We start from the raw sequence: 22,156 nt of genomic DNA, 5'->3' as shown, positions 1-22,156 counted from the left end.
GTATGCCGATCCGACTGACCCGCTGGGCGCAGTCCTGCGTCCGCATCGAGGGGCCCGACGGGGCCCTCGTGATCGACCCCGGCGTGTACGGGGAGTCGGCGACGGTGCTGGCAGGGGCGGAGAGCGTGCTGCTGACGCACGACCACGCCGACCACGTCGACGGGGCCGCCGTGGCGGCGTCGGGCCTGCCCGTCTGGGGGCCCGCGGCTGCGCTGGACGTCGTGGCCGAGGCTGGTGCCGACCGGGCCCGGCTCCACGAGGTGCGCGCCGGTGACGAGCTGACGCTGGGCGGTCTGGACGTCCAGGTCGTGGGGGAGTGGCACTCCGTCATCCACCCGGACCTGCCTCGAGGGACCAACGTCGGCTACCTGGTGGCCGGCGCGGTGCTGCATCCAGGGGACGCGTTCGTCGTACCGCCGCCGGGGGCGGTCGTCGAGGTCGCCCTGACGCCGGTCAGCGGTCCGTGGCTGCGGATGGCCGACGCGGTGGACTGGGTCCGGTCCGTCGGCGCCGTTCGGGCTGTGCCGATCCACGACGCGTGGCTGAGCGAGGCGGGCCTCCGCTCGGCGGGGGACTGGCTCGCGCGGCTGACCTCGGCCACCGTGGTCGCGGCGCACCCCGGTGAGGTCGTGAAGCTCTAGCTGGAGCTCTGACCGGCTGCCTGCCGGTCGGTGGTGGGCCACCCGGTGCGGGCGGCCCGGACGAGGAGAGGAGCGACCGGTGACGCAGCACCCCGGTCCGGACGTGCCGGTGATCGAGGACGACGAGACCGTCCCGCCACGCCCCGAGGAGCAGGTGGCCGACGTAGCGCGTTCCGTGCCCGACCCTGCGGGTCACGGTGGTGACCCCGCATCGGACACGGTGCTCGGCTGAGGTCGTCGCCGGAGGGCGTGACCGGCGCTCGGCTGAACGGGTGGCCGTGGGCCTGCGCGTTCGGTACCACGGTGCTCCGTGGACCGGAAGGGGACGGCGATACGGCATCCTGTGCTGGTGCGGATCGTGCGGGTGGACGAGTCGTCCTGGCGTGAGGTGGCCCAGGTACGGCTCCGTGCGCTGCGCGAGTCGCCGGAGACGTTCGGTGCGACGCTCGAGCGCGAGCTGCTGTTCACCGAGAAGCACTGGCGGATGCGGCTGCGGGCGACGCCGACGTGGCTCGCCCTCGACGACGAGGACGTGCCGCGCGGGCTCGTCAGCATGATGCAGGAGCCGGGGTCGCCGGAGGACGACCGGCACGTGGTGTCGTTGTGGGTCGCACCCGAGGCACGCCGTCGCGGTGTGGCGTGGGCCCTCCTGGACGCGGTCAAGGCCGCAGCCGCCGCCGAGGACGCGCGCACGGTGTCGTTGTGGGTGCTGGACGGCAACACGCCGGCCGGCGACCTCTACGTGCGCGCGGGGTTCGCCAGGACGGGGGAGCGGCAACGCCTGCCACGGGACCCCGAGCTGGTCGAGGAGCGCTACCAGCTGGTGCTACGCCCCTGACGGCGGCCGTGTCGGTGGGCGTCGGTACCGTGAGGCGGTCGCCTGACGAGCACCGAGGACAGCACCGAAGGAGCATGACGTGAGCACCTTGACCGCTCGGGACCGTACTGCGCTGGTGGTGGTCGACGTCCGGAACGGCGTCATGGCCCACGCTCATGACCGGGACCGGGTGATCGCCAACGTCGGGGCCCTCGTGGAGCGGGCGCGTGCCCAAGGTGTGCCGGTGGTCTGGGTGCAGCATTCGTCCCAGGAGCTCCAGGTCGGCACGGAGGCATGGCAGTACGTGTCGGAGCTGGTCCGGCAGGACTCGGAGCCGCTGGTGCCCAAGACGTACGGCGACTCGTTCGAGGGGACGGTCCTCGAGGCCGTGCTCGCCGAGGCGGGTGTCGGACGGCTGGTGGTCTGCGGCGCCCAGACCGACGCCTGCGTGCGGTCGACCATCCACGGAGCGTTCACCCGCGGGTACGACGTGACGCTGGTCGGCGACGCGCACACCACGGAGGACCTCACGGCCTGGGGTGCGCCGTCGCCGGCCGACGTCGTCACGCACACGAACCTGTACTGGAGCTACCAGAGCGCGCCGGGCCGCACCGCCGCCGTGGTGCCGACAGCCGAGGTGTCCTTCGCCGCCTGAGGGGCCGGCGGGGAGGGGCGCCGCAGCTCCTCTCGCTGTCTCTCATCGGTGAAATGACATAATGCACCTTATCGGCGCGACGGGTGGAGGCGGCTCCGGCCCGTCGAGCAGCGCAGACCGTGCAGCGCCAGGGGCGTCAGCCGCCGACGTAGGCCGCCAGGTGCTGGCCCGTCACCGTCGAACGATCCGCGACGAGCTGGGCCGGAGTTCCCTCGAAGACGATCCGTCCGCCGTCGTGCCCGGCACCCGGGCCGAGGTCGATGATCCAGTCGGCGTGCGCCATCACCGCCTGGTGGTGCTCGACCACGATCAGCGACTTGCCCGCGTCCACGAGCCGGTCGAGCAGCTCGAGCAGCGTGGTCACGTCCGCGAGGTGCAGGCCGGCCGTCGGCTCGTCGAGCACGTAGACACCGCCCTTCTCGCCCAGGTGCGTGGCGAGCTTGAGCCGCTGCAGCTCCCCGCCTGACAGGGTCGTGAGGGGCTGGCCCAGGCTGACATAACCGAGACCCACGTCCGCCAGCCGGCGCAGGACTGCGTGGGCTGTGGGTGTCCGGGCGGCGCCCGTCCCGAAGAACGTCTCCGCCTCGGTGACCGGCATGGCCAGCACCTCGCTGATGTCGCGGCCCGCGAGGCGGTGCTCGAGCACCGCGGGCTGGAACCGCTTCCCGTCGCACTCGTCGCACGTGGTGGCGACGCCGGCGAGGATCCCGAGATCGGTGTAGATGACGCCGGCACCCTTGCAGACCGGGCACGCGCCCTCGGAGTTGGGGCTGAACAGGGCGGGCTTGACGCCGTTCGCCTTCGCGAACGCCGTGCGGACCGGATCGAGCAGACCCGTGTACGTCGCCGGGTTGCTGCGCCGCGACCCCCGGATCGCCCCCTGGTCGATCGACACGACCCCGGCGCCCGGCGGGATGGAACCGTGCACCAGCGAGCTCTTCCCGGATCCTGCGACACCCGTGACGACCACCAGCACCCCCAGCGGCACGTCGACGTCGACGGCGCGCAGGTTGTGCGTGGATGCGTGCCGGATCGGCAACGTGCCGGTGGGCGTGCGGACGGTCGGCTTGACGGCGGCGCGGTCGTCGAGATGCCTCCCCGTCAGCGTCCCGGCCGAGCGCAGGCCCTCGACGGTCCCCTCGAAGCACACGCGGCCTCCTTCGGCGCCGGCGCCCGGGCCGAGGTCGACGACGTGGTCCGCGATCGCGATGACCTCGGGCTTGTGCTCGACGACCAGCACGGTGTTGCCCTTGTCGCGCAGGCGCAGCAGCAGCGAGTTCATCCGTGCGACGTCGTGCGGGTGCAGGCCGATCGTCGGCTCGTCGAACACGTACGTGACGTCGGTGAGGGCCGACCCGAGGTGTCGCACCATCTTGACCCGCTGGGACTCACCGCCGGACAGCGTGCCGGTGGCGCGGTCGAGCGACAGGTACCCCAGGCCGATCTCGACGAACGAGTCCAGCAGGTGCGCGAGCCCCGCGAGCAACGGTGCCGTGGACGGCTCGTCCAGCGCTCGCACCCACTCGGCGAGGTCGTCGATCTGCATCGCACACAGGTCCCCGATGCTGCTGCCTGCGATCGTCGAGGACCGCGCCGCCTCGTTCAGGCGTGTCCCGCCGCACTCGGGGCACGTGGTGAACGTCACGGCACTCTCCACGAACGCGCGGATGTGCGGCTGCAGCGACTCGACGTCCTTGGACAGGAACGAGGACCGGATGCGGCGGACCAGCCCCTCGTACGTCAGGTTGATGCCCTCGATCTTCATGCGGACCGGCTCGTGGTGGAGGAAATCCGCCAGCTCGCCCGGGCTGTACTCCCGGATCGGCTTGGTGGGGTCGACGAAGCCCGAGGACGCGTACAGCCGGTAGCCCCAGCCGCCGGGCGTGTAGCCGGGGATCGTCAGGGCACCCTCGTCGAGCGACTTCGTCTCGTCGTAGAGCTGCGACACGTCGATGTCGTTGACCGACCCCATGCCCTCGCAGCGCGGGCACATCCCGCCCGTGACGGTGAACGACCGGGTCTCGCTCGTCGCGGAGCCGGACCTCGTCAGCTGGCCCGTCCCCGTGGCCGAGGCGACGTTGAACGAGAACGCGTTGGGAGACCCGACGTACGGACGTCCGAGCCGGCTGAACAGGATGCGCAGCAGGGCGTTGGCGTCGGTCGCGGTGCCGACGGTCGACCGGACGTTCGCCCCCATGCGCTTCTGGTCGACGATGATCGCGGTGGTCAGGCCCTCGAGCAGGTCGACGTCCGGGCGTGCCAGAGTCGGCATGAAGCCCTGGACGAACGCGCTGTACGTCTCGTTGATCAGGCGCTGCGACTCGGCCGCGATCGTGTCGAACACCAGTGAGCTCTTGCCCGACCCGGAGACGCCGGTGAACACGGTCAACCGCCGTTTGGGGAGCACCACGTCGACGTCGCGGAGGTTGTTCTCCCTCGCGCCGACCACGCGGATCCGGTCGTGGCTGTCGGCCGTCTGCGTGCCGGTGTCGTCGCTCATCGCCTCTCCCCCGATATCGTGACTTTGGTCCCTGGCGGCCCGCCCTGGAGTGGCGTTCACCACACCTTCACTCCACGATGGAACACGACGAGGTCCCGCCCCGTTGTAGCCCCTCGGACGATCATCAGCGCGCGTCGCTGGACCAGCACTCGATCAGCATCGGACCGTCCCGGACGGTATGGAGGTCACCCGTATGGCGAACCGGTCACTGCGCGGCATGCGCATCGGCTCTCACAGCATGGAGACCGAGGACGGCGTCGACTTCGCCCCCCGGCTCCAGGCGTTCTACGACTGCCCCAACGGCCACACGATCATCCTGCCGTTCTCGGTCGAGGCTGACGTGCCCGTGACGTGGGAGTGCCGGTGCGGCGCCGAGGCGCTGCTGCGCGATGCGTCCCGCCCGGAGGTCAAGGCGGGCAAGCCGGCCCGTACGCACTGGGACATGCTCCTGGAGCGTCGCACCATCAACGAGCTGCAGGAGCTGCTCGACGAGCGGCTCGACCTGCTGCGCGCCGGCAAGCTGCGCCGCAGCGCCTGACCGCGAGCCGCGCAGCGCGTCAGCGCGCCGCCGGGCTGCGGCGACCCAGCAGCCGACCGAACGCTCCCGCCACCTGGCGGGAGCGTTCGCGCGTTCCCCAGACGGCGACGTTCACCAGGGCCTCGAGGATGATGCCGGAGCTCATCTTCGAGACGCCCTGCTCGCGCTCGACGAAGGTGATCGGCACCTCGATCACGCGGGCGCCCGCCTTGAGCGCCCGCCACGTCATGTCCACCTGGAACCCGTAGCCGTGCGAGTCGACCTCGTCGAGGGCCAGCCGGCGCAGCAGGTCGGTGCGGTACACGCGGAAGCCCGCGGTCGCGTCCTTGACCGGGATGCCCATGGCGATCCGGCAGTACGTGTTCGCTCCCCGCGAGAGGAACTCGCGGCGCCAGGGCCAGTTGACGACGCGGCCGCCCGGCACCCAGCGGGAGCCGATCACCAGCTCGGCGTCACCGCTGCGCGCGAGCAGCGCGGGCAGGTCCTCGGCGCGGTGCGAGCCGTCGGCGTCCATCTCGACCACCGCGTCGTACCCGCGCTCGAGGGCCCAGCCGAACCCGGCGATGTAGGCCGTGCCGAGGCCGAGCTTGCCCGAGCGCCGCATCAGGTGGATCGCCTTGCGGCCGCGCTCGGCGGCGTCGGCCTCGCTCAGCTGCTCCGTGAGGTCGCCGGTGCCGTCCGGTGAGCCGTCGTCCACCACGAGCACGTCCGCGTCGGGGACGGCGGCGGCGAGCCGGGCGAGTGCGCCCGGGAGGCTCTCCCGCTCGTTGTAGGTCGGGACGATGACGAGGACGTGGCTGGCAGGTGTCATACCGAGGTCTCGATCCGGTGGGGACGGCGCACGCGGGCGGCTCCGGCTGCACCGGCGACGACCACGCACACCGCGAGGGCGTCGATGATCCACGCAGGCCACGACCCGAACCGGTCGGCCGGGGTGAGCGACGTGCGCAAGGGCAGCGTAGCGACGAGCTGCGCCGGGGTGAAAAGCGAGGTCTGCTGCAGCACCGCACCGTTGGGGGCGATCACGGCGGACACGCCGACGGTCGAGATCTGCACCGTCGCCCGTCCGTGCTCGATCGCGCGCAGCCGCGACATCGCGAGCTGCTGGGTGGACTCGTCGGAGTAGCCGAACGTGGCGTTGTTGGTCTGCACCAGCAGCACCTCTCCCCCGGTCCGCACCGCCTCCCGCACGATGGCGTCGTAGGCGACCTCGAAGCAGATGACGTCCCCGAGGCCGACGGTCCGGCCCAGCCGGCTGGAGTGGAGCGGCACGTACCCCGGCTTGGTGCCGGCGATCATGTCCCGCGTCACCAGGTCCACCGCGGGCGAGAAGTGCCGGACGAAGCTGCGCATCGGGATGTACTCGGCGAACGCTGCGGGCCGCTGCTTCGTGTACGACGCGACGACGCCTTGTGCGGGCTGCCACAAGACAGACGTGTTGTACCGGCCGCCGGCTGCGGGGTACTGGACGGTGCCGACCAGCATGGGGGCCTGCACCGCGCGTGCGGCAGCGTCGATGCTGGCGGCCGCGGCGGCGTCGGCCTGCGGGTCGACGTCAGTGCCGTTCTCCGGCCACACCACCAGGTCGAGCGCTCCAGGCGCGACGTCGCGCAGCAGCGCCTGCGTCCCCGCGACGTGGTTGGCCAGCACCTTGCGGGGCTCGTCGAACGCGTCGAGCCCGGGCTTGGGGACGTTCCCCTGCACGGCGCCCACCCGCAGCGTGCCGCTCTGCGCCGTCGTGTCGAGGGGGACGAGGAGCCCGACGAGGACGAGCATGACGGCGCCGACCAGCCAGCCGAGCGTCCCCGCGGGCCGGAGCCGGCGTGCGGCCAGCCACGCCCGGGCCAGCAGGACCCCGGTCGCCGCGACGGCGGCGCTGGTCAGGGGCGTCCCGCCGAGCCACATCAGTGCCGCCATCGGCGCATCGGCCTGGCTGAACGCGAGCCGACCCCAGGGGAACCCGCCGAACGGCCAGACCTGGCGCAGCTCCTCCGCACCGACCCAGAGGACGCTGAACACCACCAGCTGCAGTCCGGCACGTCGCCACACCGCCTCGCCGCGGCGCGCCCAGGACCAGGCCGCCCCGAAGAGCGCCACGAAGCCCGCCTCTGCGACCGTCAGCGCCAGCCACGGCACGACGCCCACGGCGTCGTCGGCCCAGGTGATCAACGGACCGATGCAGGCCAGTCCCCACACCAGCCCGACGAGGGCGTTCCAGCGGGCGCTGTCACGTCGGAGGGCGAGGTACAGCAGCGCCATGCCGGGATACGCGAGGAGCGACCAGCCGGGGCTCGGGAAGGCCAGTCGGGTGAGCACTCCCCCGGCTAGCGCCAGTGCCAGCGTCCACGTTCGGGACGGGAGACGCGCGGGCACCGGTGCAGCGTACGGCAGGTGGTTGTGCCGACCTGCCGGGCCTGAGCCCGGCCGACCGGCCCGCGTGACCTTCGTACCGGCGGACGACGAGCGTCGCTGTTCTCTGATGGACACGCGGGCCCGGTCGGGCCGCTCGTCCGCCGCGCGCGGAAGGCCGCTCGTCCCTCGGGATGGCGGTCCTGCCGCTGTCGGCGAACCGGTTGCGAACGTACCCCCGCGCGCTGCCGGGCTCAAGGGCCACCGTTCCTCCGTACGGGTGACGGGCCAGTACGTCAGTGCAGGTCAGCGGGCGCGAAAGGGACAAAAGGGACATCGACGTACCGGCGTGTCTGCGGGCGTTTCGTGCCGGGTCGTCCGATCAGCCCAGGGCGTCGTGCAGGACCGTCGCACCGCGCACCGTGCGCAGGCACACGGGTGGCGGCACGTCGGCCGAGAGGTCGGGCAGCAGCGGCTGACCGGCGCGCGCCTCGGCGCTCCACGCCGTCAGCTGACCGCGTCCGGCCTGCACCGTGAGGTGCTCCGACCGCCACACGGCGAGGTGCGCCGGGGACCCGACCCGGAGCTCTCCTGCGCCGGTGCCGTCGAGCCCGGCGAGCCGCCACCCGCCCCGGGTCGTGGCCCGGAACGCCGCGCGGGCGGAGATGCGCTGCTCGGCAGCGGTGTGCTCCACCGCCGCGCGGACGCCGGCCCACGGGTCGACCGGGGTGACGGGGCTGTCGGACCCGAACGCGAGCGGGACGCCGGCGGCTGCCAGGTCGGCGAGCGGGTTGAGCGCGATCGCCCGGCCGGCTCCGAGCCGGGCCGCGTACATCCCGCCGGGGCCGCCCCAGGCGGCGTCGAAGGCCGGTTGCGCGCTGACCCGGAGGCCGAGGAGCACCATCGCGGCCAACGCGGGGGCGTCGACCATCTCGGCGTGCTCGAGGCGGTGGCCCGCTGCCGCGATCGCCGGGAGGCCCTCGACGTCGGCCGCGGCACGGATGCCGAGCAGGACCTCGTCCATACCGAGGTCGCCGATGACGTGGAACGCCGTGTGCACGCCGGCCCGCGTCACGGCCGCGACGTGGTTGGCCACCTGCTCGGCGCTCAGCATGAGCACCCCGCGCTCCCCCGGCCGGTCGGCGTACGGCGCGCGGAGCGCCGCGGTGCGGGAACCGAGAGAGCCGTCGACGTTGAGGTCCCCCCCGATGCCCGTCAGTCCGGGAAGGGCAGCGAGGAGGGCCCGTGCGTCGTCCACGGTGGTGCACGCCTCGGCGCGGTAGCCCACGACGAGCGGCAGTGCGCTCCGCTCGTCCGCGGTGCTCGTCAGCAGCTCGAGCAGACCCTCCCGCGTGTCGACGGACGGGGCGGACATCTCGTGCACCGCGACGACCCCGCGGGCGGCCGCGTGGCGGAGCGCGGCCAGGTACAGGGCGGTTCGCCGAGCGCCGCTGACGTCCCGTGCGACGTCCCGCGCGGCGTGGTGCGCGTCCAGCGTGACCAGGCCGTCGGGCGTCCACCCCGGCAACCGGTCCAGGCCGGCCCGGGCCGCCAGGGAGGACGACACGGCGGCGGAGTGCACGTCGACCCGCGCCAGGTACACCGGCGCGCCACCGGCCGCCGCGTCCAGCTCGGAGGCGGAGGGTGGCCGGTGCTCGGGCCAGCCGGTGTCGTCCCAGCCGAAGCCGAGCAGAGGCTCGTCCCGCATCGCGTCGGGCCGCGCCTGCGCCGCCCGACGGACGGCGTCGAGGGCGTCGGCGAGGCTGTGCACCCCTCTGGCCGGCGACAGGTCGACGCTCTCCAGCGCGAGGCCGGTCTCGAGCACGTGGACGTGGGCGTCGACGAACGCGGGCGCCACCAGCGCCCCGTCGAGGTCGACCACCTCGTCCGCACGGTCCGCGAGCCCGGCGGCGGTGTCGTCCGAGCCGATCCACGCCACCGTGCCGTCCGCGACCAGGATCGCCTCGGCGAACGGGTCGGAGGACGCGTGCACCGCGCCGTTGCGGTACAGGGTTGAGCTCACGCTCGAACCCTAGGGCACGCGATCCGCGCGCGCTTGTGCAGGTCAGGGCGGTGCACCGCCGTCTCGCGCGATGGGCGCCCGCGCCGTGGGCCGCCTCAGACCGACGAGTACGCGACCACTCCGCGGCGGACGGCCTTCACCGCCGCCGCGGCGGTCCGGCGCAGGGCGGGCTCGGGTGCCGCCTGGGCGATCTGGTCGAGCACGTCGATCACCTGCTTGCACCACCGGACGAAGTCGCCGGCGGCGAGCTCACCACCGCGCAGCACCGCGTCGAGGCTGCGCCCCGCGGCCCAGCGGTGGATCGGCTCGACGAGACCCGTGTCGAGCGGCTGCACGGTGGACAGCCCGTGCTCCTGCTCCAGGTCCTCCAGCTGCGACCACGTGGTGACCGTCGCATCGAGGGCCCGGCCCAGCCGGCCACCCGGTCCGCCCGGCACGTGCGGCTCGGCCCCGTCGTCGCGCCGGGACCGGTAGACGAGCGTGGAGACGAGTGCCGCCAGCCCGGGTGCCTCGAGCTCGCCCCAGATGCCGCGGCGCAGGCACTCGGCCAGCAGCAGGTCGTTCTCCGCGTACAGCCGGCGCAGCCAGCGGCCGTCGTCCGTCACCTCGAGGCTGCCGGGCTCGTCACCGCCGCGGGCTGCGTAGCCCAGCCGCACCAGCACGTCGCAGATCCGGTCGAACACCACCGCGATCGAGCCCGTCCGACCCTCGATCCGGGCGACGAGCGAGCGGTGCTCGGCGGTCGCCCGCTGCCAGCGTTCCGCCCAGCGGGCGTGCTCCTCCCGGTCCGGGCAGCGGTGGCACGGGTGCGCCCGCAACCGGCGCCGGAGCGCGGCGAGCTCGGCATCCTGCGCCGCCGCGCTGCCCTCGTCGGGACCACGCCCGTGCCGCCGGCCGCGGCGGGCGGCTCCGGTGTCGTCGAGCCCCAGGTCCTCCAGCGCGGAGCGCAGTCGCGCCGCCAGGTCGCGCCGCGCCGCCGGCACCCGTGCGTTGAAGCCGCGCGGCAGGTGCAGGTGCCCCACCGTGCGGGCGCCCGGACCGACGTCCGCGACGGTCAGGCGCCGCACCTGCCGATCCGTGCCGAGCACCGTCGGGTGCGGTCCCTCGAAGCCGCCGTCCGTGCCGGGGTCCACGACGACCGCGAAGCCGCTGCGGCGACCCGTCGGGACCTGGAGCAGGTCGCCGGGGCGCAGGCCCTCGAGCGTCCGGACCGCCTCCGCACGGCGTGCGGTCGCCCCGGCTCGCAGCAGGTCCCGCTCGCGCTCGCGGATCTGCTGCCGGAGGCCGGCGTACTCGGCGAAGTCACCGAGGTGGCACTCCATGGCGCGGGCGTAGCCCGCGATCGACTCCGCGTGCGCCTGCGCCTGCCGGGCCAGGCCGACCACGCCTCGGTCGGCCTGGAACTGCGCGAACGACGTCTCGAGCACCTCCCGGGCGCGGTCCCGGCCGACCTGCGCGACCAGGTTGACCGCCATGTTGTACGTCGGACGGAAGCTGGAGCGCAGCGGGTACAGCCGCTTGGAGGCGAGCCCGGCGAGGTGCACCGGGTCGAGCGCCGGGTGCTCGACGACCACGCCGTGGCCCTCGGTGTCGATCCCGCGCCGCCCTGCGCGGCCCGTGAGCTGGGTGTACTCCCCCGGCGTGACGTCGACGTGCTGCGACCCGTCCCACTTGACCAGGCGCTCGAGCACGACGCTGCGCGCCGGCATGTTGATGCCCAGCGCCAGGGTCTCGGTGGCGAACACCACCTTGACCAGACCCTGGCTGAACAGCTCCTCGACGGTCTCCTTGAACAGCGGGAGCATCCCGGCGTGGTGCGCCGCGACGCCCCTGGTCAGGGCGTCGACGAACGCGGGGTAGCCCAGCACGTCCAGGTCCTCCGACGGGATCGGCGCGCAGCGCTCCTCGGCGATCTGGCGGATGCGGGACTGCTCGGCGGCGCTGGTCAGGCGGACGCCGGCGTGCAGGCACTGGGCGACGGCGGCCTCGCAGCCCGCCCGGGAGAAGATGAAGACGATCGCCGGCAGCAGCCCGTCCCGCTCGAGGGCGTCGACGACGACGAACCGTGGCGTCGGCCGGCCACCGCCACGCACGGGTCCGCGGTCCCGGCCGCCGGGCCCGCGGAAGCCGCGGTCACCCGGTCCGCGGCGTTGCGGCGGACCCTCCGCGCGCAGGCGGTTGCGCAGCCGGTGGACCAGGTCGGGGTTGATCGGCGGGTCGTTGCCGGGGGCTGTCGGGTCGACGTGGCCGGCGTACAGGTCCACCAGGTCGCGCCCGACGAGCACGTGCTGCCCCAGCGGCACGGGACGGTGCTCGCTGACCACCACGGTGGTGTCGCCGCGGACGGTGGACAGCCAGTCGCCGAACTCCTCGGCGTTGGACACCGTGGCCGACAGGGACACCAGCTGCACGTCGTCGGGGAGGTGGATGATCACCTCTTCCCAGACGGGGCCGCGGAACCGGTCGGCGAGGTAGTGCACCTCGTCCATCACGACGTAGCCGAGGCCGGTCAGCGTCGGTGAACCGGCGTAGAGCATGTTGCGGAGCACCTCGGTGGTCATCACCACCACGTCGGCCTCGCCGTTCACCGTCACGTCGCCGGTCAGCAGCCCGACGCGCTCGGGCCCGTACCGACGGACCAGGTCGCCGTACTTCTGGTTGGACAGCGCCTTGATCGGGGTGGTGTAGAACGCCTTGCGCCCCGCCTCCAGCGCCAGGTGGACCGCGAACTCCCCGACGACGGTCTTCCCGGCACCCGTCGGCGCGGCGACCAGCACGCCGCTGCCTCGTTCGAGCGCCTCGCACGCCTCCGTCTGGAACGGGTCGAGCGGGAACGGCAGCTGGTCGGCGAACCGGCCGAGCGACGACCGCTCCCGGACCGTCCGTCGGCGGGCCTGGGCGTACCGCTCCGCCGGTGACAGCTCGTCGTCCGCTGCGGTCCTGGAGGTGCTGGGCACCGTTCCACAGTAGGTGCTGGCGGCGGCGTCCTCTCGGGGGCGACCCGCGGTGCTCAGTGCGTGTCGACCGAGGTGGTCGCCGGGATGCTCGCCGCGCGACCGGTGACGAGCGGCAGGATCACCGAGTCCACCACGCGGACGAGGAACTCCTGGTCGGGGTGCTTGCCCTCAACCGTCTTGTGGTAGGAGATCATCGCCGGCGCCACCGCGGCCACCATGTCGAGGTCGAGACCCTCGGGCACCTCGCCGCGCTGCTGCGCACGCACCAGGAGGCCGCGCATCAGCGCGACGCGCGCGCGGACGAACTGCTCCTTGAAGACTGCCGCCACCTCCGGCTCGGCGGCGACGGCGTGGATCAGCCCGGCCATGACGTCGTCGGAGTCGGTGCGGCGGCGCACCGTCGAGACGGACAGCAGATCGCCACGCAGCGAGCCCGTGTCCGGCACGTCGTCGATCGTGGTGATGCTGCTCGCGTCGCACAGCAGGGAGTCGACGACCAGCTGCACCTTCGACGGCCACCGGCGATACACCGTCGCCTTGCCCGCACAGGCGCGCTCCGCGACCGCGTCCATGGTGGTGCCCTCGTAGCCGCGCTCCGCCAGCAGCTGACGGGTCGCCTCGAGGATCGCGTCGTCTCGCGACTCGTCTCGCCGCCGCCCCGGCCTTCGGGGAACCTGCACCGCGGCGTCGTCGTCGACCTGCATCGTCCCGCTCCCCTCGTCCGCTCCATTGTGCGGCCGACGGATGTCAACCACAAAACCGAGACTATAGGGTTCCGGAACTGACCAGTCTTGTATTACGGTGGTTCCACCGACCACGACGTCCCCGGAGGACACCCATGTCCGCAGAAACCGTCACGGTTCCAGAACCCCCCGACACCTCTCGTTCTTCCGCAACCACGCCGGCCGTTGCGTCGGCACCCTCGCCCGAGGCGGGCCGGCGACGCTGGTTCGTGCTCGCCACCGTCGCGCTCGCGCAGCTGATGGTCGTGCTCGATGCCACGATCGTGAACATCGCCATGCCGTCCGCCCAGCGGGCGCTCGGCTTCAGCGACAACGACCGGCAGTGGATCGTCACGGCGTACTCCCTGGCGTTCGGCAGCCTGCTGCTGCTCGGCGGTCGGCTGTCCGACCTCTTCGGCCGGCGCCGGATGTTCCTGATCGGGCTCGTCGGCTTCGCGGTCGCGTCCGCCCTGGGCGGCGCCGCACGCACCTTCGAGCTGCTGGTCGCCGCTCGTGCCCTCCAGGGCGCGTTCGGTGCCGTGCTGGCTCCGTCGGCCCTGTCCGTGCTGACCACCACGTTCTTCGACCCGAAGGAGCGCGCCCGCGCCTTCGGGGTGTTCGGCGCCATCGCGGGCATGGGCGGCGCCATCGGGCTGCTGCTCGGCGGCTACCTGACGGAGAACGTCAGCTGGCGGTGGAACCTCTACGTCAACGTGCTGATCGCCGTCATCGCGGTGGTGGCCGGTCTGGTGCTGCTGCCTCGCACCGGTGGGACGGCCAAGCACCGGCTGGACATCATCGGCGTCGCGCTCGGCTCGGCCGGGCTCTTCGCCCTGGTCTTCGGCTTCTCCCAGGCGGAGCCCAAGGGCTGGGACGCCGCCCTGACGTGGGTGCCGCTGGCGGCCAGCGTGCTGCTGCTCGGCGCCTTCGCCTGGCGGCAGCGCACGGCGGCCAACCCCGCTCTCCCCCTCGAGGTGATCCTCGACCGGGACCGCGGTGCGTCGTTCCTGTCGATCCTGGTCGCGGGCTCGGGGATGTTCGGCGTCTTCCTGTTCCTGACGTACTACCTGCAGGCGACGCTGCACTTCACCCCGATGCGCACCGGCCTGGCCTTCCTGCCGATGGTCGTGGCGATCATCGTCACGTCCCAGGTGCAGTCCAACGTGCTGCTGCCGCGGTTCGGGGCCAAGGCGCTGGTGCCGCTCGGCATGATGCTCGGCGCGGTGGCGATGGCGTGGTTCACCACCCTGGGCGCGACGAGCTCGTACTGGCAGGTGCTGCCCGGGCTCGTGGTGATGGGTGCGGGGATGGCGTCGATCATGCCGGCGTCCTTCCAGCTGGCGACGCTCGGCGTGGACCAGCGCCTCGCCGGGGCCGCCTCGGCGATGGTGTCCACCAGCCAGCAGGTCGGTGGCGCGATCGGGACCGCCCTGCTGAACACGCTGGCCGCGACCGCCGCCAGCCACTACGCCACCGCGCACGGACCAGTGAGCCCCGGTGTGCTCGGCGCGGCGACGCTGCACAGCTTCACCACGGCGTACACCTGGTCGGCCGGCATCTTCCTGCTCGGTGCGGTGCTCAGCGCGATGCTGTTCCGCTCCCGCGCGGCCCGGGAGATCCGGGTGGCGGAGCAGGTGGCGCTCGGCGCGGAGCCGGTGCTGGCGCACTGACCGGCAGCTCGCGTGCGGCGGGGCGGTCCTGGGAGCAGAGCTCCGGGCCGCCCCGTCGCCGTTGCGGCAGGCGCCTAGACCAGGATCTGCAGCGCTCCGGGCACCACGCGGGCGCGGAGCGGCAGGGGGCCGATGCGCTCGCCGTCGGCGAACGCCACGGGTGGGTGGCCGCCGAGACTCGGCTCGTGCTCGATCACCACGGAGCGCGAGCGGTGCACCTCGATCCGCGGGTGACTGAGGTGGGTGCCCGCGTAGAGGCGGTGGAAGATCCCGGCGGTGCCGGCACGGCTGAAGGGCCCGGCCACCACCACGTCGAGCAGACCGTCGTCCGGCGTGGCGTCCGGGGCGATCCGCAGGCCGCCGCCGAACCACGGTGTGTTCGCGGCAGCGACCAGCGTGCCCGCCGAGACCCACGTCCCGTCGTCCAGCGTCACGCGGTACCCGTACGGGCGGAACCGTGGCAGCTCCCCGGCGACCGCCCGCAGGTAGCGAGCGTGCCCCTTGGGCCACCCGTAGGCGTTGGCCCGCGCATTCACGGCGGCGTCGAGACCGCACGACAGCACGCCGACGAACCACTCCACCGCCTCGCGGCCGGGTGCGCCCACCTCGACCGCGTCGATGTGGTGCGGCGCGGCACGCAGCGCCCGGTCGATCTGGGCGAGGGCCTCGGGAACGCGTCGCGGCACGCCCAGGCTCCGCGCGATGTCGTTGCCGCTGCCCGCGGGGACGATGCCGAGCGGCAGGCCGATCCCGGCCACCACGTTGACCGCGAGGTGCACCGCCCCGTCGCCGCCGACGACGACGAGCCCGTCCAGGTTCTCCAGCGACGCACCCCGAGCCCGGTCGGTCGCCTGCGCCAGGGTCGGCGCGGACAGGTCCGTGACGACGTGCCCGGCCGCGCGCAGAGCAGCGTGCACCTGCCTGCCGGTGCGGACGCCGCGGCCGAGACCCGCGGCCGGGTTCACCATCACGCCGAGGCGGCTCACGTCCCCGCCGCCCCGGTCCCCGGCGCGTCCGGCTCGTCGTCGGGCATCGTGCCGTCGAGCCGCGGCAGGCCGGCCGCGACGCGACGGCGGTCCTCCCGGCGGTCGTGCACCAGGCAGATCCAGACCGCGGCCACGTACAGGCCCGTCATGGGCAGCGCGATGCCGAGCATGCTGAAGGCGTCGGGCGTCGGCGTCACGACCGCGGCGAAGACGAAGATCGCGACGACGGCCCACCGCCACGCACCGACCCACGTCCGGGCGCGCACCACCCCGGCGAGGTTCAGGGCCACCATCACCACCGGCAGCAGGAACGCCAGGCCGAAGGCCAGGATCAGCCGCATCACGAACGCCATGTAGGTCTGTGCGTCGATCAGGTTCGTCGCGCCGGCCGGCGTGAACGCCGTCAGGAACGTCACCGCATTCGGCAGCGCCCACCACGCCAGCGCCGCGCCCGCCAGGAACAGCGGTACACCGACGGCGAGGAACAGGACCGCGTACCGGCGCTCGCGGCGCGTCAGCCCCGGGGTGACGAAGGCCCACAGCTGGCCGATCCACCAGGGGCTGGACACCAGCACGCCGAGGAAGAGCGCGACCTGCACCTGCATGTCGAAGGAGGCCGCCAGGCCGCTGAAGTTGATCGCGACGATCTGGTGCCGTGCTGCCGCCACCCGCTGCAGCGGCCGGATCAGGGCCTCGAACACGGGGTGGTACGCGAACCAGCCGACGACGGCGCCGAGCGCGATCCCGATCACGGCGAGGAACAGCCGCCGGCGCAGCTCACGCAGGTGGGCCCGCAACGGCATGCGGCCGTTCGGGGCCCGGCTCGTCGACCGGGCGTTCACGTGCGGTTCAGGCCCGCGCTGCGCCGTCGCCGGCGGTGGGCGGCACGTCCGGTCCGGGGGCCGGCGGCGTGCTCCCGGGCTGGGCCGCCGGCGGCGTGGGGCTCGGCTGGGCGGCTGCGGGCGGCGTCGCGGGTGGCGCGGTCGGAGCGGTGGAGGGCGCGCCGCTCGCGGAGCCGGCCGTCCTGTCGTCGCCGCTCTCGAGCTCGCGCTTGAAGATCTTCATCGACTGGGCGATGTTGCGCGCCGCCCCGGGCAGCCGGTTCGCGCCGAAGACCAGCACCACGATGAGGATGAGGAGGATCGGGTGCCAACCCTCGAACAAGCCACGAAACACGACCGACGACTCCTTCGGTGGACGACGTGGCGAGTCTACGCAGGCTCGGGCGACGTCCTGAGCGAGCCGCCGTCGTCGCAGGTCAGCGCCACACCTGACGCCACGTCTCGTACGTCCTCCGGTGCCGGTCCGCACGGACCGCCCGTCGTCGCGCCCGTTCCGCGCGGACCTGCGCGAGCCGATCCCGCAGCACCGCCGGGTCGGTGCCGAGCGCGGGTCCCGGCACGGGGTGCGCGTCCCGCAGCTGGTCGGCGCGCTCGGTTCCGTGGTCGGCCGCTCCGGCGGTCGCCTCGGCTGCGACGCCGACCGCCCGGCCGAGCGCCAGTCCGCGGCGCCACAGGGACCGCGCCAGGAAGGCCGCTCCGACGAGCGTCGCGACGACGAGCACGGTCCACACCAGTCCCCAGGGCACTGTCAGCCCTCCCCGGGTCCGTAGGCGGCCAGGGCCGCGCGAGCCACCTGGGCCACCTCCTGGGCGACCCGGGCCGGCCGGACGTCCAGGACGTCCTCCGCAGCCTGCAGCAGCAGGTGCCGCAACCAGGCCGGCTGGACGACGCGCAGGTCCACCTCGAAGGACCCGTCGGGAAGGTTGCGCACGGCCTCGGCGGGCGTCGTCTCGGCCACCCACCGGCCGGGGCTGGCCAGGTGCAGCGTGACCAGCTCGCCCTCCGGGCCCGGGGAGAACACGGCCGCCGCCTCCGGGACCGAGTGGTCCTCGGCCGGCTCGTCGAGCACCTCCGCGCCCAGGACGCGGTCCACGCGGAAGAGCCGTTCGCCGTCCGCGGACCGGCACCACGCCAGCAGGTACGTCCGCTCGTCCTCGCTGACCAGCCGGATCGGGTCCACCTCGCGGTCGCTCGCCTCGTCCCGGGTGTTCACGTACCGGATGCGCAGGCGACGGTGCTGAGCGAGCGCCTCGGCGATGATCGCCGCCACCTGCGGCGTCGCCGTCGAGGCCAGCTGCACGTCCACGGCGGCTGCCGCATCACCCGTCGCAGCGGTGACCTTCGCCAGCGCCGACCGCAGCACGCGGGCCTGCTCGTCGTCCAGCAGCGGACCCAGCGCCGAGGCCATGGCACGCAGCGCGGCCACCAGGGCGACGGCCTCGCGACCGCCCAGCCGCAGCGGTCGGGTCAGGCCCCGCGACTCCGTCAGCCGCACCACACCCTGCTCGTACGCGGTGGCGTCGAAGTCGATCAGGTCGTACGGGAGGTACCCGGGGGTGCCCGTCACCCAGAGCGTGTCGACGTCGGCCAGCACCTGCCGCGGCGTCACGCCGAACTGCTCGGCGATCTCGTCGACGGGCACACCCTGGTGCCGGTCGAGGTACGCCACCATGCCGAGCATGCGCAGCAGCCGGTCGCTCGCGCGCTCAGGCATCGTCGCCTCCCCCGCCGAGCGTGGCCGCCGTGCGGAGCAGGCGCAGCACGGCCGCACGCAGCTCCGGAGGTCCGAGCACGACGACGGCGTCGCCGTAGGCGACCAGCTCCTCGGCCAGCTCGTGCGTCGAGCGGTACGGCACGTGCACCAGGTCCCGGGTGGCGAGCAGCCGCTCGACTCCGGGCACGTCGGTGAGGTCCGGTGGTGGGGGGGTGTCGCCGTCGGGCACCACCGCCCGTGCGCGGGCCGCACCTGCCCGCTCGGGCAGCACCGCCAGCGCGGCGAGGCGTTCGGTGCCCGCGGTCCACGTCGCCAGCGCCTCGTCGAGCTCCGCCGGTGTCGGAGGCGGGAACGAGCCGGGCTCGCCGACGGGCCGGACCGTCCCCTCGATCCGGCTCAACCGGAACGACCGGGTCGCGGACCGGTGGCGGTCGCGGCCGACGAGCACCCAGCCGCCACGGCGCGCGAGCAGCCGCCAGGGCTCGACCTCGCGCTCCCGCACCTCGCCGGTGGTGGCCGCGCGGTAGACGAACCGCACGGCCTGCCGGGCCTGCACGGCGTCGAGCAGCGGGCCGAACGCGTCACCACCGGCGCGCACCCGCGGCGCCAGGCCGGCCACCAGGTCGCTCGCCTCCGGCGCCTCACCCACGGCCCGCAGCTTCGTCAGCGCCCGGGAGGAGTCGGTGCGCAGTGAACGGTCCTGCCACAGCTGGGCGGCCAGCGCCAGGACGCCGAGCTCCCCCGCGGTCAGCTGCACGGGCGGAAGCGCGTACGCGTCGGGGTCGACCCGGTAGCCGATGTCGTCGCCGTGCCGCGGGTCCGTGACCGTCAGCACCGGGACCCCCAGCTCGCGCAGGGTGTCCTTGTCCCGCTCGAACATCCGCTCGAAGGCGTCGTCCGTCGGTGCGTCCGCGTAGCCGGCGACGGACCGGCGCACCTGCTCCTTGGTCATCCGCCCGGGGGTGTTGACCAGGGCGATGACGAGGTTGAGCAGGCGCTCGGCGGGGTCGATCTGCGCGGCCATCGGCCACCACCGTAGTGGCCGGTAGCGTGGGACGGTGATCGCGTGGCGCGCCGGGACCGTGGTGTCGCTCGGCAGGCGATGGACCGGCGCGCACGAGGTGCTGGTGCAGGTGGGCGACGAGCAGCTGCAGGCCCTGGCGTACGACGACGTGGTGGGTCCGGTCGAGGCAGGTGCGCGGGTGCTGCTGAACGTCACGGCCCTGGAGCGTGGCCTCGGCACCGGCGGGTACGCCCTGGTGGTCGCCCGGACGGACGCGCTGCCGGCGGACCCTCCGCCCGCGCCGGGTCACCTGGTCAAGGCGCGGTACACGCCGCAGCAGGTGATGGTGCTCGGGGTGGACGACCAGGAGTCGGCGCACCACGACCTGCTCCAGGACGCCGACGACCTGCTCGGCATGCCGGTGGTGACCGCGGACCTGCACTCGGCGCTGCCCGCCGTCGTGGCCGGCGCCCGGCACGCGGCGGCTGCGGCCGGGCGGCCCGCACCACGCATCGCCTACGTGATGACCGACGGCGGCGCGCTGCCGGTGGCGTTCTCGCGCACCGTGGCGGCGCTGCGCGAGGCGGGCTGGTTGGACACGTGCATCACCGCGGGGCAGGCGTACGGCGGTGATCTCGAGGCGGTGAGCGTCCACTCGGCGCTGCTCGCCGCGCGGCTGGTCGCCGGTGCGGACCTGGCGGTCGTCTCGCAGGGCCCGGGCAACCTCGGTACCGACACCCGCTGGGGGTTCTCCGGCGTGCTTGCCGGCGACGCCGTCAACGCCGCGGCCGCGCTGAACGGTCGGCCCGTCGCGTCCCTGCGGGTGTCCGGCGCCGACCCCCGACCGCGGCACCGCGGTGTGTCGCACCACTCGCTCACCGCGTACGGGCGCGTCGCGCTCGCGACCGCTGACGTGCCCGTCCCGGTGTTCACGGGCGTGGGAGAGGCGCTGGACCAGCTGGGGTCTCAGGTCCGCGCCCAGACCACGACGCTGTCCGGACGGCACCGGCTGGTGGACGTGCAGGCCGACGCGGAGCTGGTCGCGGCGCTGCGGCGGTGCCCGGTCCGGCTCTCGACGATGGGACGGGACCTGGACGACGACCCGGGGTCGTTCCTCGCCGCGGCGGTGGCCGGTGTGCACGCCGCCGCGCTCGCGGCGGGCTGACCGGCGGGGGTCCGGCTCGGTCAGTCGTCCCGGCTGGTGGCGGTGTGCTGGGCCACCAGCGTGGCCAGCCGCCGTGCCTCGCGGTTCGCGAAGGCACCGTCGGAGCGCTGGATGCCCATGACGGCCAGCGTGGTGCCGTCCGCGAGGTCCAGCTGCACCCACGGCCGGCCGTGGCCGAACCGGACCGAGACGATGTCGGCCCACACGAGCCGGCGCTGGAGCACGAGGTTGCGCACGGTCAGGCCCTCGTCGTCCGGGACGGCCCGCACGTCCGCCTGACGCCAGCAGAACCCGGCGATCAGCACGGCCAGCAGTGCGAACCCGGCCTTGTCGAGGGCAGCCAGCTCGGGCAGCGCCAGCAGCAGCAGGATCGTCAGGACGACGGCGAGGGCGCCCACCGCCAGGGTCACCGCGCGGGCGAGCCGCGGGCGGAAGGGGGTGGACGCGTCCGTCACAGCCGACAGGCGTGGATCGACGTGACGATGATGGCGCGCGCGCCGACGTCGTACAGGTCGTCCATCACCTTGTTGGTCTGGGACCGGGGCACCATCGCGCGAACCGCGGCCCACTGCTTGTCGTGCAGCGGGGACACGGTCGGCGACTCCAGGCCGGGCGTGATCCGCACCGCCTCGTCGACCACGGACAGCGGTACGTCGTAGTCCATCAGCACGTACTCGCGGGCGGTCAGCACGCCCTGCAGGCGACGGGTGAGCACGTCGAGACCCGGCGGGACGTCGGTGTCGGCCCGCCGGACCAGCACCGCCTCCGAGCGCAGGATGGGCTCGCCGAAGATCTCCAGCCCGGCGGCACGCAGCGTCGTGCCGGTCTCGACGACGTCCGCGATGACGTCGGCGACACCGAGGCGGATCGCCGACTCGACCGCACCGTCGAGTCGCACCACGGCTGCGGGCTGCACGCCGAGCGACGCCAGGTGTCCCGCGACCAGCACGGGGTACGACGTGGCGACGCGCAGGCCGTCCACCTCGCTGGCGTCGGTGAGCCGGCCCGCCGTCGAGGCGAACCGGAACGTCGACCGGGCGAAGTTCAGCGGCAGGTGCTCGGTGGCGGCGGAGCCGGAGTCGATCAGCAGGTCACGGCCCGTGATGCCGACGTCCACCGTCCCGGCTCCCACGTACACGGCGACGTCGCGCGGACGCAGGAAGAAGAACTCGACGTCGTTGTCCGGGTCGGGCAGCACCAGCTCGCGGGCGTCACGGCGCTGGCGGTAGCCCGCCTCGCGCAGCATCTCGGCGGCGGGCTCCGAGAGCGAGCCCTTGTTGGGGACGGCGATCCTCAGCACGGGGTCCTCACAGGTAGGTGTAGACGTCGTCGAGCGTCAGCCCGCGGGCGAGCATCAGCACCTGCAGGTGGTACAGCAGCTGCGAGATCTCCTCGGCGGTGCGGGCGTCGGACTCGTGCTCGGCGGCCATCCACACCTCGGCGGCCTCCTCGACCACCTTCTTGCCGATGGTGTGCACGCCACCGTCGAGCTCCGCGACGGTGCCGGAACCCTCCGGGCGGTCCACGGCCTTCTGCGCGAGCTCGGCGAACAGGGACTCGAACGTCTTCACGCC

Annotated in this window: 22 protein-coding genes; 7 read left to right on the top strand and 15 right to left on the bottom strand. The window is 73.7% G+C overall.

The window, feature by feature from the left end; translation table 11 throughout:
• Positions 1-2 precede the first annotated feature (2 nt).
• The 4 genes from QMF98_RS09425 to QMF98_RS09410 all read left to right on the top strand — a co-directional run bounded on the left by QMF98_RS09425 (position 3) and on the right by QMF98_RS09410 (position 2,113).
• Positions 3-641, top strand: coding sequence for an MBL fold metallo-hydrolase (locus tag QMF98_RS09425; RefSeq protein ID WP_337972832.1), 639 nt, complete (start codon positions 3-5; stop codon positions 639-641).
• Positions 642-720: 79 nt separating this feature from the next.
• Positions 721-873 (top strand): hypothetical protein, encoded by a 153-nt coding sequence (locus QMF98_RS09420; protein WP_263730845.1) that lies wholly within the window; start codon positions 721-723, stop codon positions 871-873.
• 117 nt (positions 874-990) lie between these two features.
• The gene (locus tag QMF98_RS09415; protein ID WP_263730844.1) at positions 991-1,479 is read left to right on the top strand and encodes a GNAT family N-acetyltransferase; all 489 of its coding nucleotides are present in this window, start codon (positions 991-993) and stop codon (positions 1,477-1,479) included.
• A gap of 79 nt (positions 1,480-1,558) precedes the next feature.
• Positions 1,559-2,113, top strand: coding sequence for an isochorismatase family protein (locus QMF98_RS09410; protein ID WP_337972831.1), 555 nt, complete (start codon positions 1,559-1,561; stop codon positions 2,111-2,113).
• Between the two features lie 136 nt (positions 2,114-2,249).
• On the opposite strand, the gene QMF98_RS09405 is transcribed toward QMF98_RS09410, so the two are convergent.
• Positions 2,250-4,613 carry an ATP-binding cassette domain-containing protein gene (locus QMF98_RS09405; RefSeq protein WP_337972830.1) on the bottom strand — a complete coding sequence of 788 codons (2,364 nt, stop codon included), beginning with the start codon at positions 4,611-4,613 and terminating at the stop codon, positions 2,250-2,252.
• A gap of 193 nt (positions 4,614-4,806) precedes the next feature.
• Between QMF98_RS09405 and QMF98_RS09400 the strand changes: the two genes are divergently transcribed.
• Positions 4,807-5,151, top strand: coding sequence for an RNA polymerase-binding protein RbpA (locus QMF98_RS09400; protein WP_337972829.1), 345 nt, complete (start codon positions 4,807-4,809; stop codon positions 5,149-5,151).
• A gap of 19 nt (positions 5,152-5,170) precedes the next feature.
• Here the strand turns inward: QMF98_RS09400 and QMF98_RS09395 are convergent, their stop codons facing one another.
• The 5 genes from QMF98_RS09395 to QMF98_RS09375 all read right to left on the bottom strand — a co-directional run bounded on the left by QMF98_RS09395 (position 5,171) and on the right by QMF98_RS09375 (position 13,184).
• A complete protein-coding gene (locus tag QMF98_RS09395; RefSeq protein ID WP_291762853.1) occupies positions 5,171-5,962 on the bottom strand; it encodes a polyprenol monophosphomannose synthase in 792 nt (263 codons plus the stop codon).
• Positions 5,959-7,524, bottom strand: a complete 1,566-nt coding sequence (lnt, locus tag QMF98_RS09390) for an apolipoprotein N-acyltransferase (RefSeq protein WP_337972828.1) — start codon at positions 7,522-7,524, stop codon at positions 5,959-5,961. The genes QMF98_RS09395 and lnt overlap by 4 nt, the downstream gene beginning before the upstream one ends.
• Before the next feature lie 358 nt (positions 7,525-7,882).
• Positions 7,883-9,523: an amidohydrolase gene (locus QMF98_RS09385; protein ID WP_337972827.1), complete on the bottom strand. Its 1,641-nt coding sequence runs from the start codon at positions 9,521-9,523 to the stop codon at positions 7,883-7,885.
• Between the two features lie 95 nt (positions 9,524-9,618).
• A complete protein-coding gene (locus QMF98_RS09380; RefSeq protein ID WP_337972826.1) occupies positions 9,619-12,480 on the bottom strand; it encodes a DEAD/DEAH box helicase in 2,862 nt (953 codons plus the stop codon).
• Positions 12,481-12,533: 53 nt separating this feature from the next.
• Positions 12,534-13,184, bottom strand: coding sequence for a TetR/AcrR family transcriptional regulator (locus QMF98_RS09375; protein ID WP_337972825.1), 651 nt, complete (start codon positions 13,182-13,184; stop codon positions 12,534-12,536).
• Positions 13,185-13,318: 134 nt separating this feature from the next.
• Here QMF98_RS09375 and QMF98_RS09370 point away from each other — a divergent pair, with 134 nt between their 5' ends.
• Entirely contained in the window at positions 13,319-14,872 is a 1,554-nt protein-coding gene (locus tag QMF98_RS09370; RefSeq protein WP_337972824.1) for an MFS transporter, read from the top strand.
• A gap of 74 nt (positions 14,873-14,946) precedes the next feature.
• Here QMF98_RS09370 and QMF98_RS09365 read toward each other — a convergent pair whose 3' ends face one another.
• The 6 genes from QMF98_RS09365 to QMF98_RS09340 all read right to left on the bottom strand — a co-directional run bounded on the left by QMF98_RS09365 (position 14,947) and on the right by QMF98_RS09340 (position 19,438).
• Positions 14,947-15,858 carry a diacylglycerol/lipid kinase family protein gene (locus QMF98_RS09365; RefSeq protein WP_337972823.1) on the bottom strand — a complete coding sequence of 304 codons (912 nt, stop codon included), beginning with the start codon at positions 15,856-15,858 and terminating at the stop codon, positions 14,947-14,949.
• On the bottom strand, positions 15,855-16,661 hold the full coding sequence (gene tatC, locus QMF98_RS09360; protein ID WP_337972822.1) for a twin-arginine translocase subunit TatC: 807 nt from the start codon (positions 16,659-16,661) through the stop codon (positions 15,855-15,857). The genes QMF98_RS09365 and tatC overlap by 4 nt, the downstream gene beginning before the upstream one ends.
• A 46-nt stretch (positions 16,662-16,707) precedes the next feature.
• Entirely contained in the window at positions 16,708-17,034 is a 327-nt protein-coding gene (locus QMF98_RS09355) for a twin-arginine translocase TatA/TatE family subunit (RefSeq protein ID WP_337972821.1), read from the bottom strand.
• Between the two features lie 82 nt (positions 17,035-17,116).
• Positions 17,117-17,446, bottom strand: coding sequence for a hypothetical protein (locus tag QMF98_RS09350; protein WP_337972820.1), 330 nt, complete (start codon positions 17,444-17,446; stop codon positions 17,117-17,119).
• Between the two features lie 2 nt (positions 17,447-17,448).
• Positions 17,449-18,414 (bottom strand): helix-turn-helix transcriptional regulator, encoded by a 966-nt coding sequence (locus tag QMF98_RS09345; RefSeq protein ID WP_291762843.1) that lies wholly within the window; start codon positions 18,412-18,414, stop codon positions 17,449-17,451.
• Entirely contained in the window at positions 18,407-19,438 is a 1,032-nt protein-coding gene (locus QMF98_RS09340) for a helix-turn-helix transcriptional regulator (RefSeq protein ID WP_337972819.1), read from the bottom strand. The genes QMF98_RS09345 and QMF98_RS09340 overlap by 8 nt, the downstream gene beginning before the upstream one ends.
• A gap of 34 nt (positions 19,439-19,472) precedes the next feature.
• On the opposite strand from QMF98_RS09340, the gene QMF98_RS09335 reads away from it, so the two are divergent.
• Entirely contained in the window at positions 19,473-20,582 is a 1,110-nt protein-coding gene (locus tag QMF98_RS09335) for a DUF3866 family protein (protein WP_337972818.1), read from the top strand.
• A 20-nt stretch (positions 20,583-20,602) separates the two neighbouring features.
• On the opposite strand, the gene QMF98_RS09330 is transcribed toward QMF98_RS09335, so the two are convergent.
• From QMF98_RS09330 to QMF98_RS09320, 3 genes are read right to left on the bottom strand one after another with little or no spacing between them, the layout of a single operon-like run.
• A complete protein-coding gene (locus QMF98_RS09330) occupies positions 20,603-21,037 on the bottom strand; it encodes a PH domain-containing protein (RefSeq protein ID WP_337972817.1) in 435 nt (144 codons plus the stop codon).
• Positions 21,034-21,882, bottom strand: coding sequence for an ATP phosphoribosyltransferase (hisG, locus tag QMF98_RS09325; protein ID WP_337972816.1), 849 nt, complete (start codon positions 21,880-21,882; stop codon positions 21,034-21,036). Before hisG ends, QMF98_RS09330 begins: the two co-directional genes overlap by 4 nt.
• A 7-nt stretch (positions 21,883-21,889) precedes the next feature.
• Entirely contained in the window at positions 21,890-22,153 is a 264-nt protein-coding gene (locus QMF98_RS09320) for a phosphoribosyl-ATP diphosphatase (protein ID WP_263730825.1), read from the bottom strand.
• Positions 22,154-22,156 lie beyond the last annotated feature (3 nt).

Source organism: Cellulomonas sp. NTE-D12 (assembly GCF_027923705.1).
Lineage (GTDB): Bacteria > Actinomycetota > Actinomycetes > Actinomycetales > Cellulomonadaceae > Cellulomonas.
This window is presented reverse-complemented; position numbering and strand designations above follow the sequence as displayed.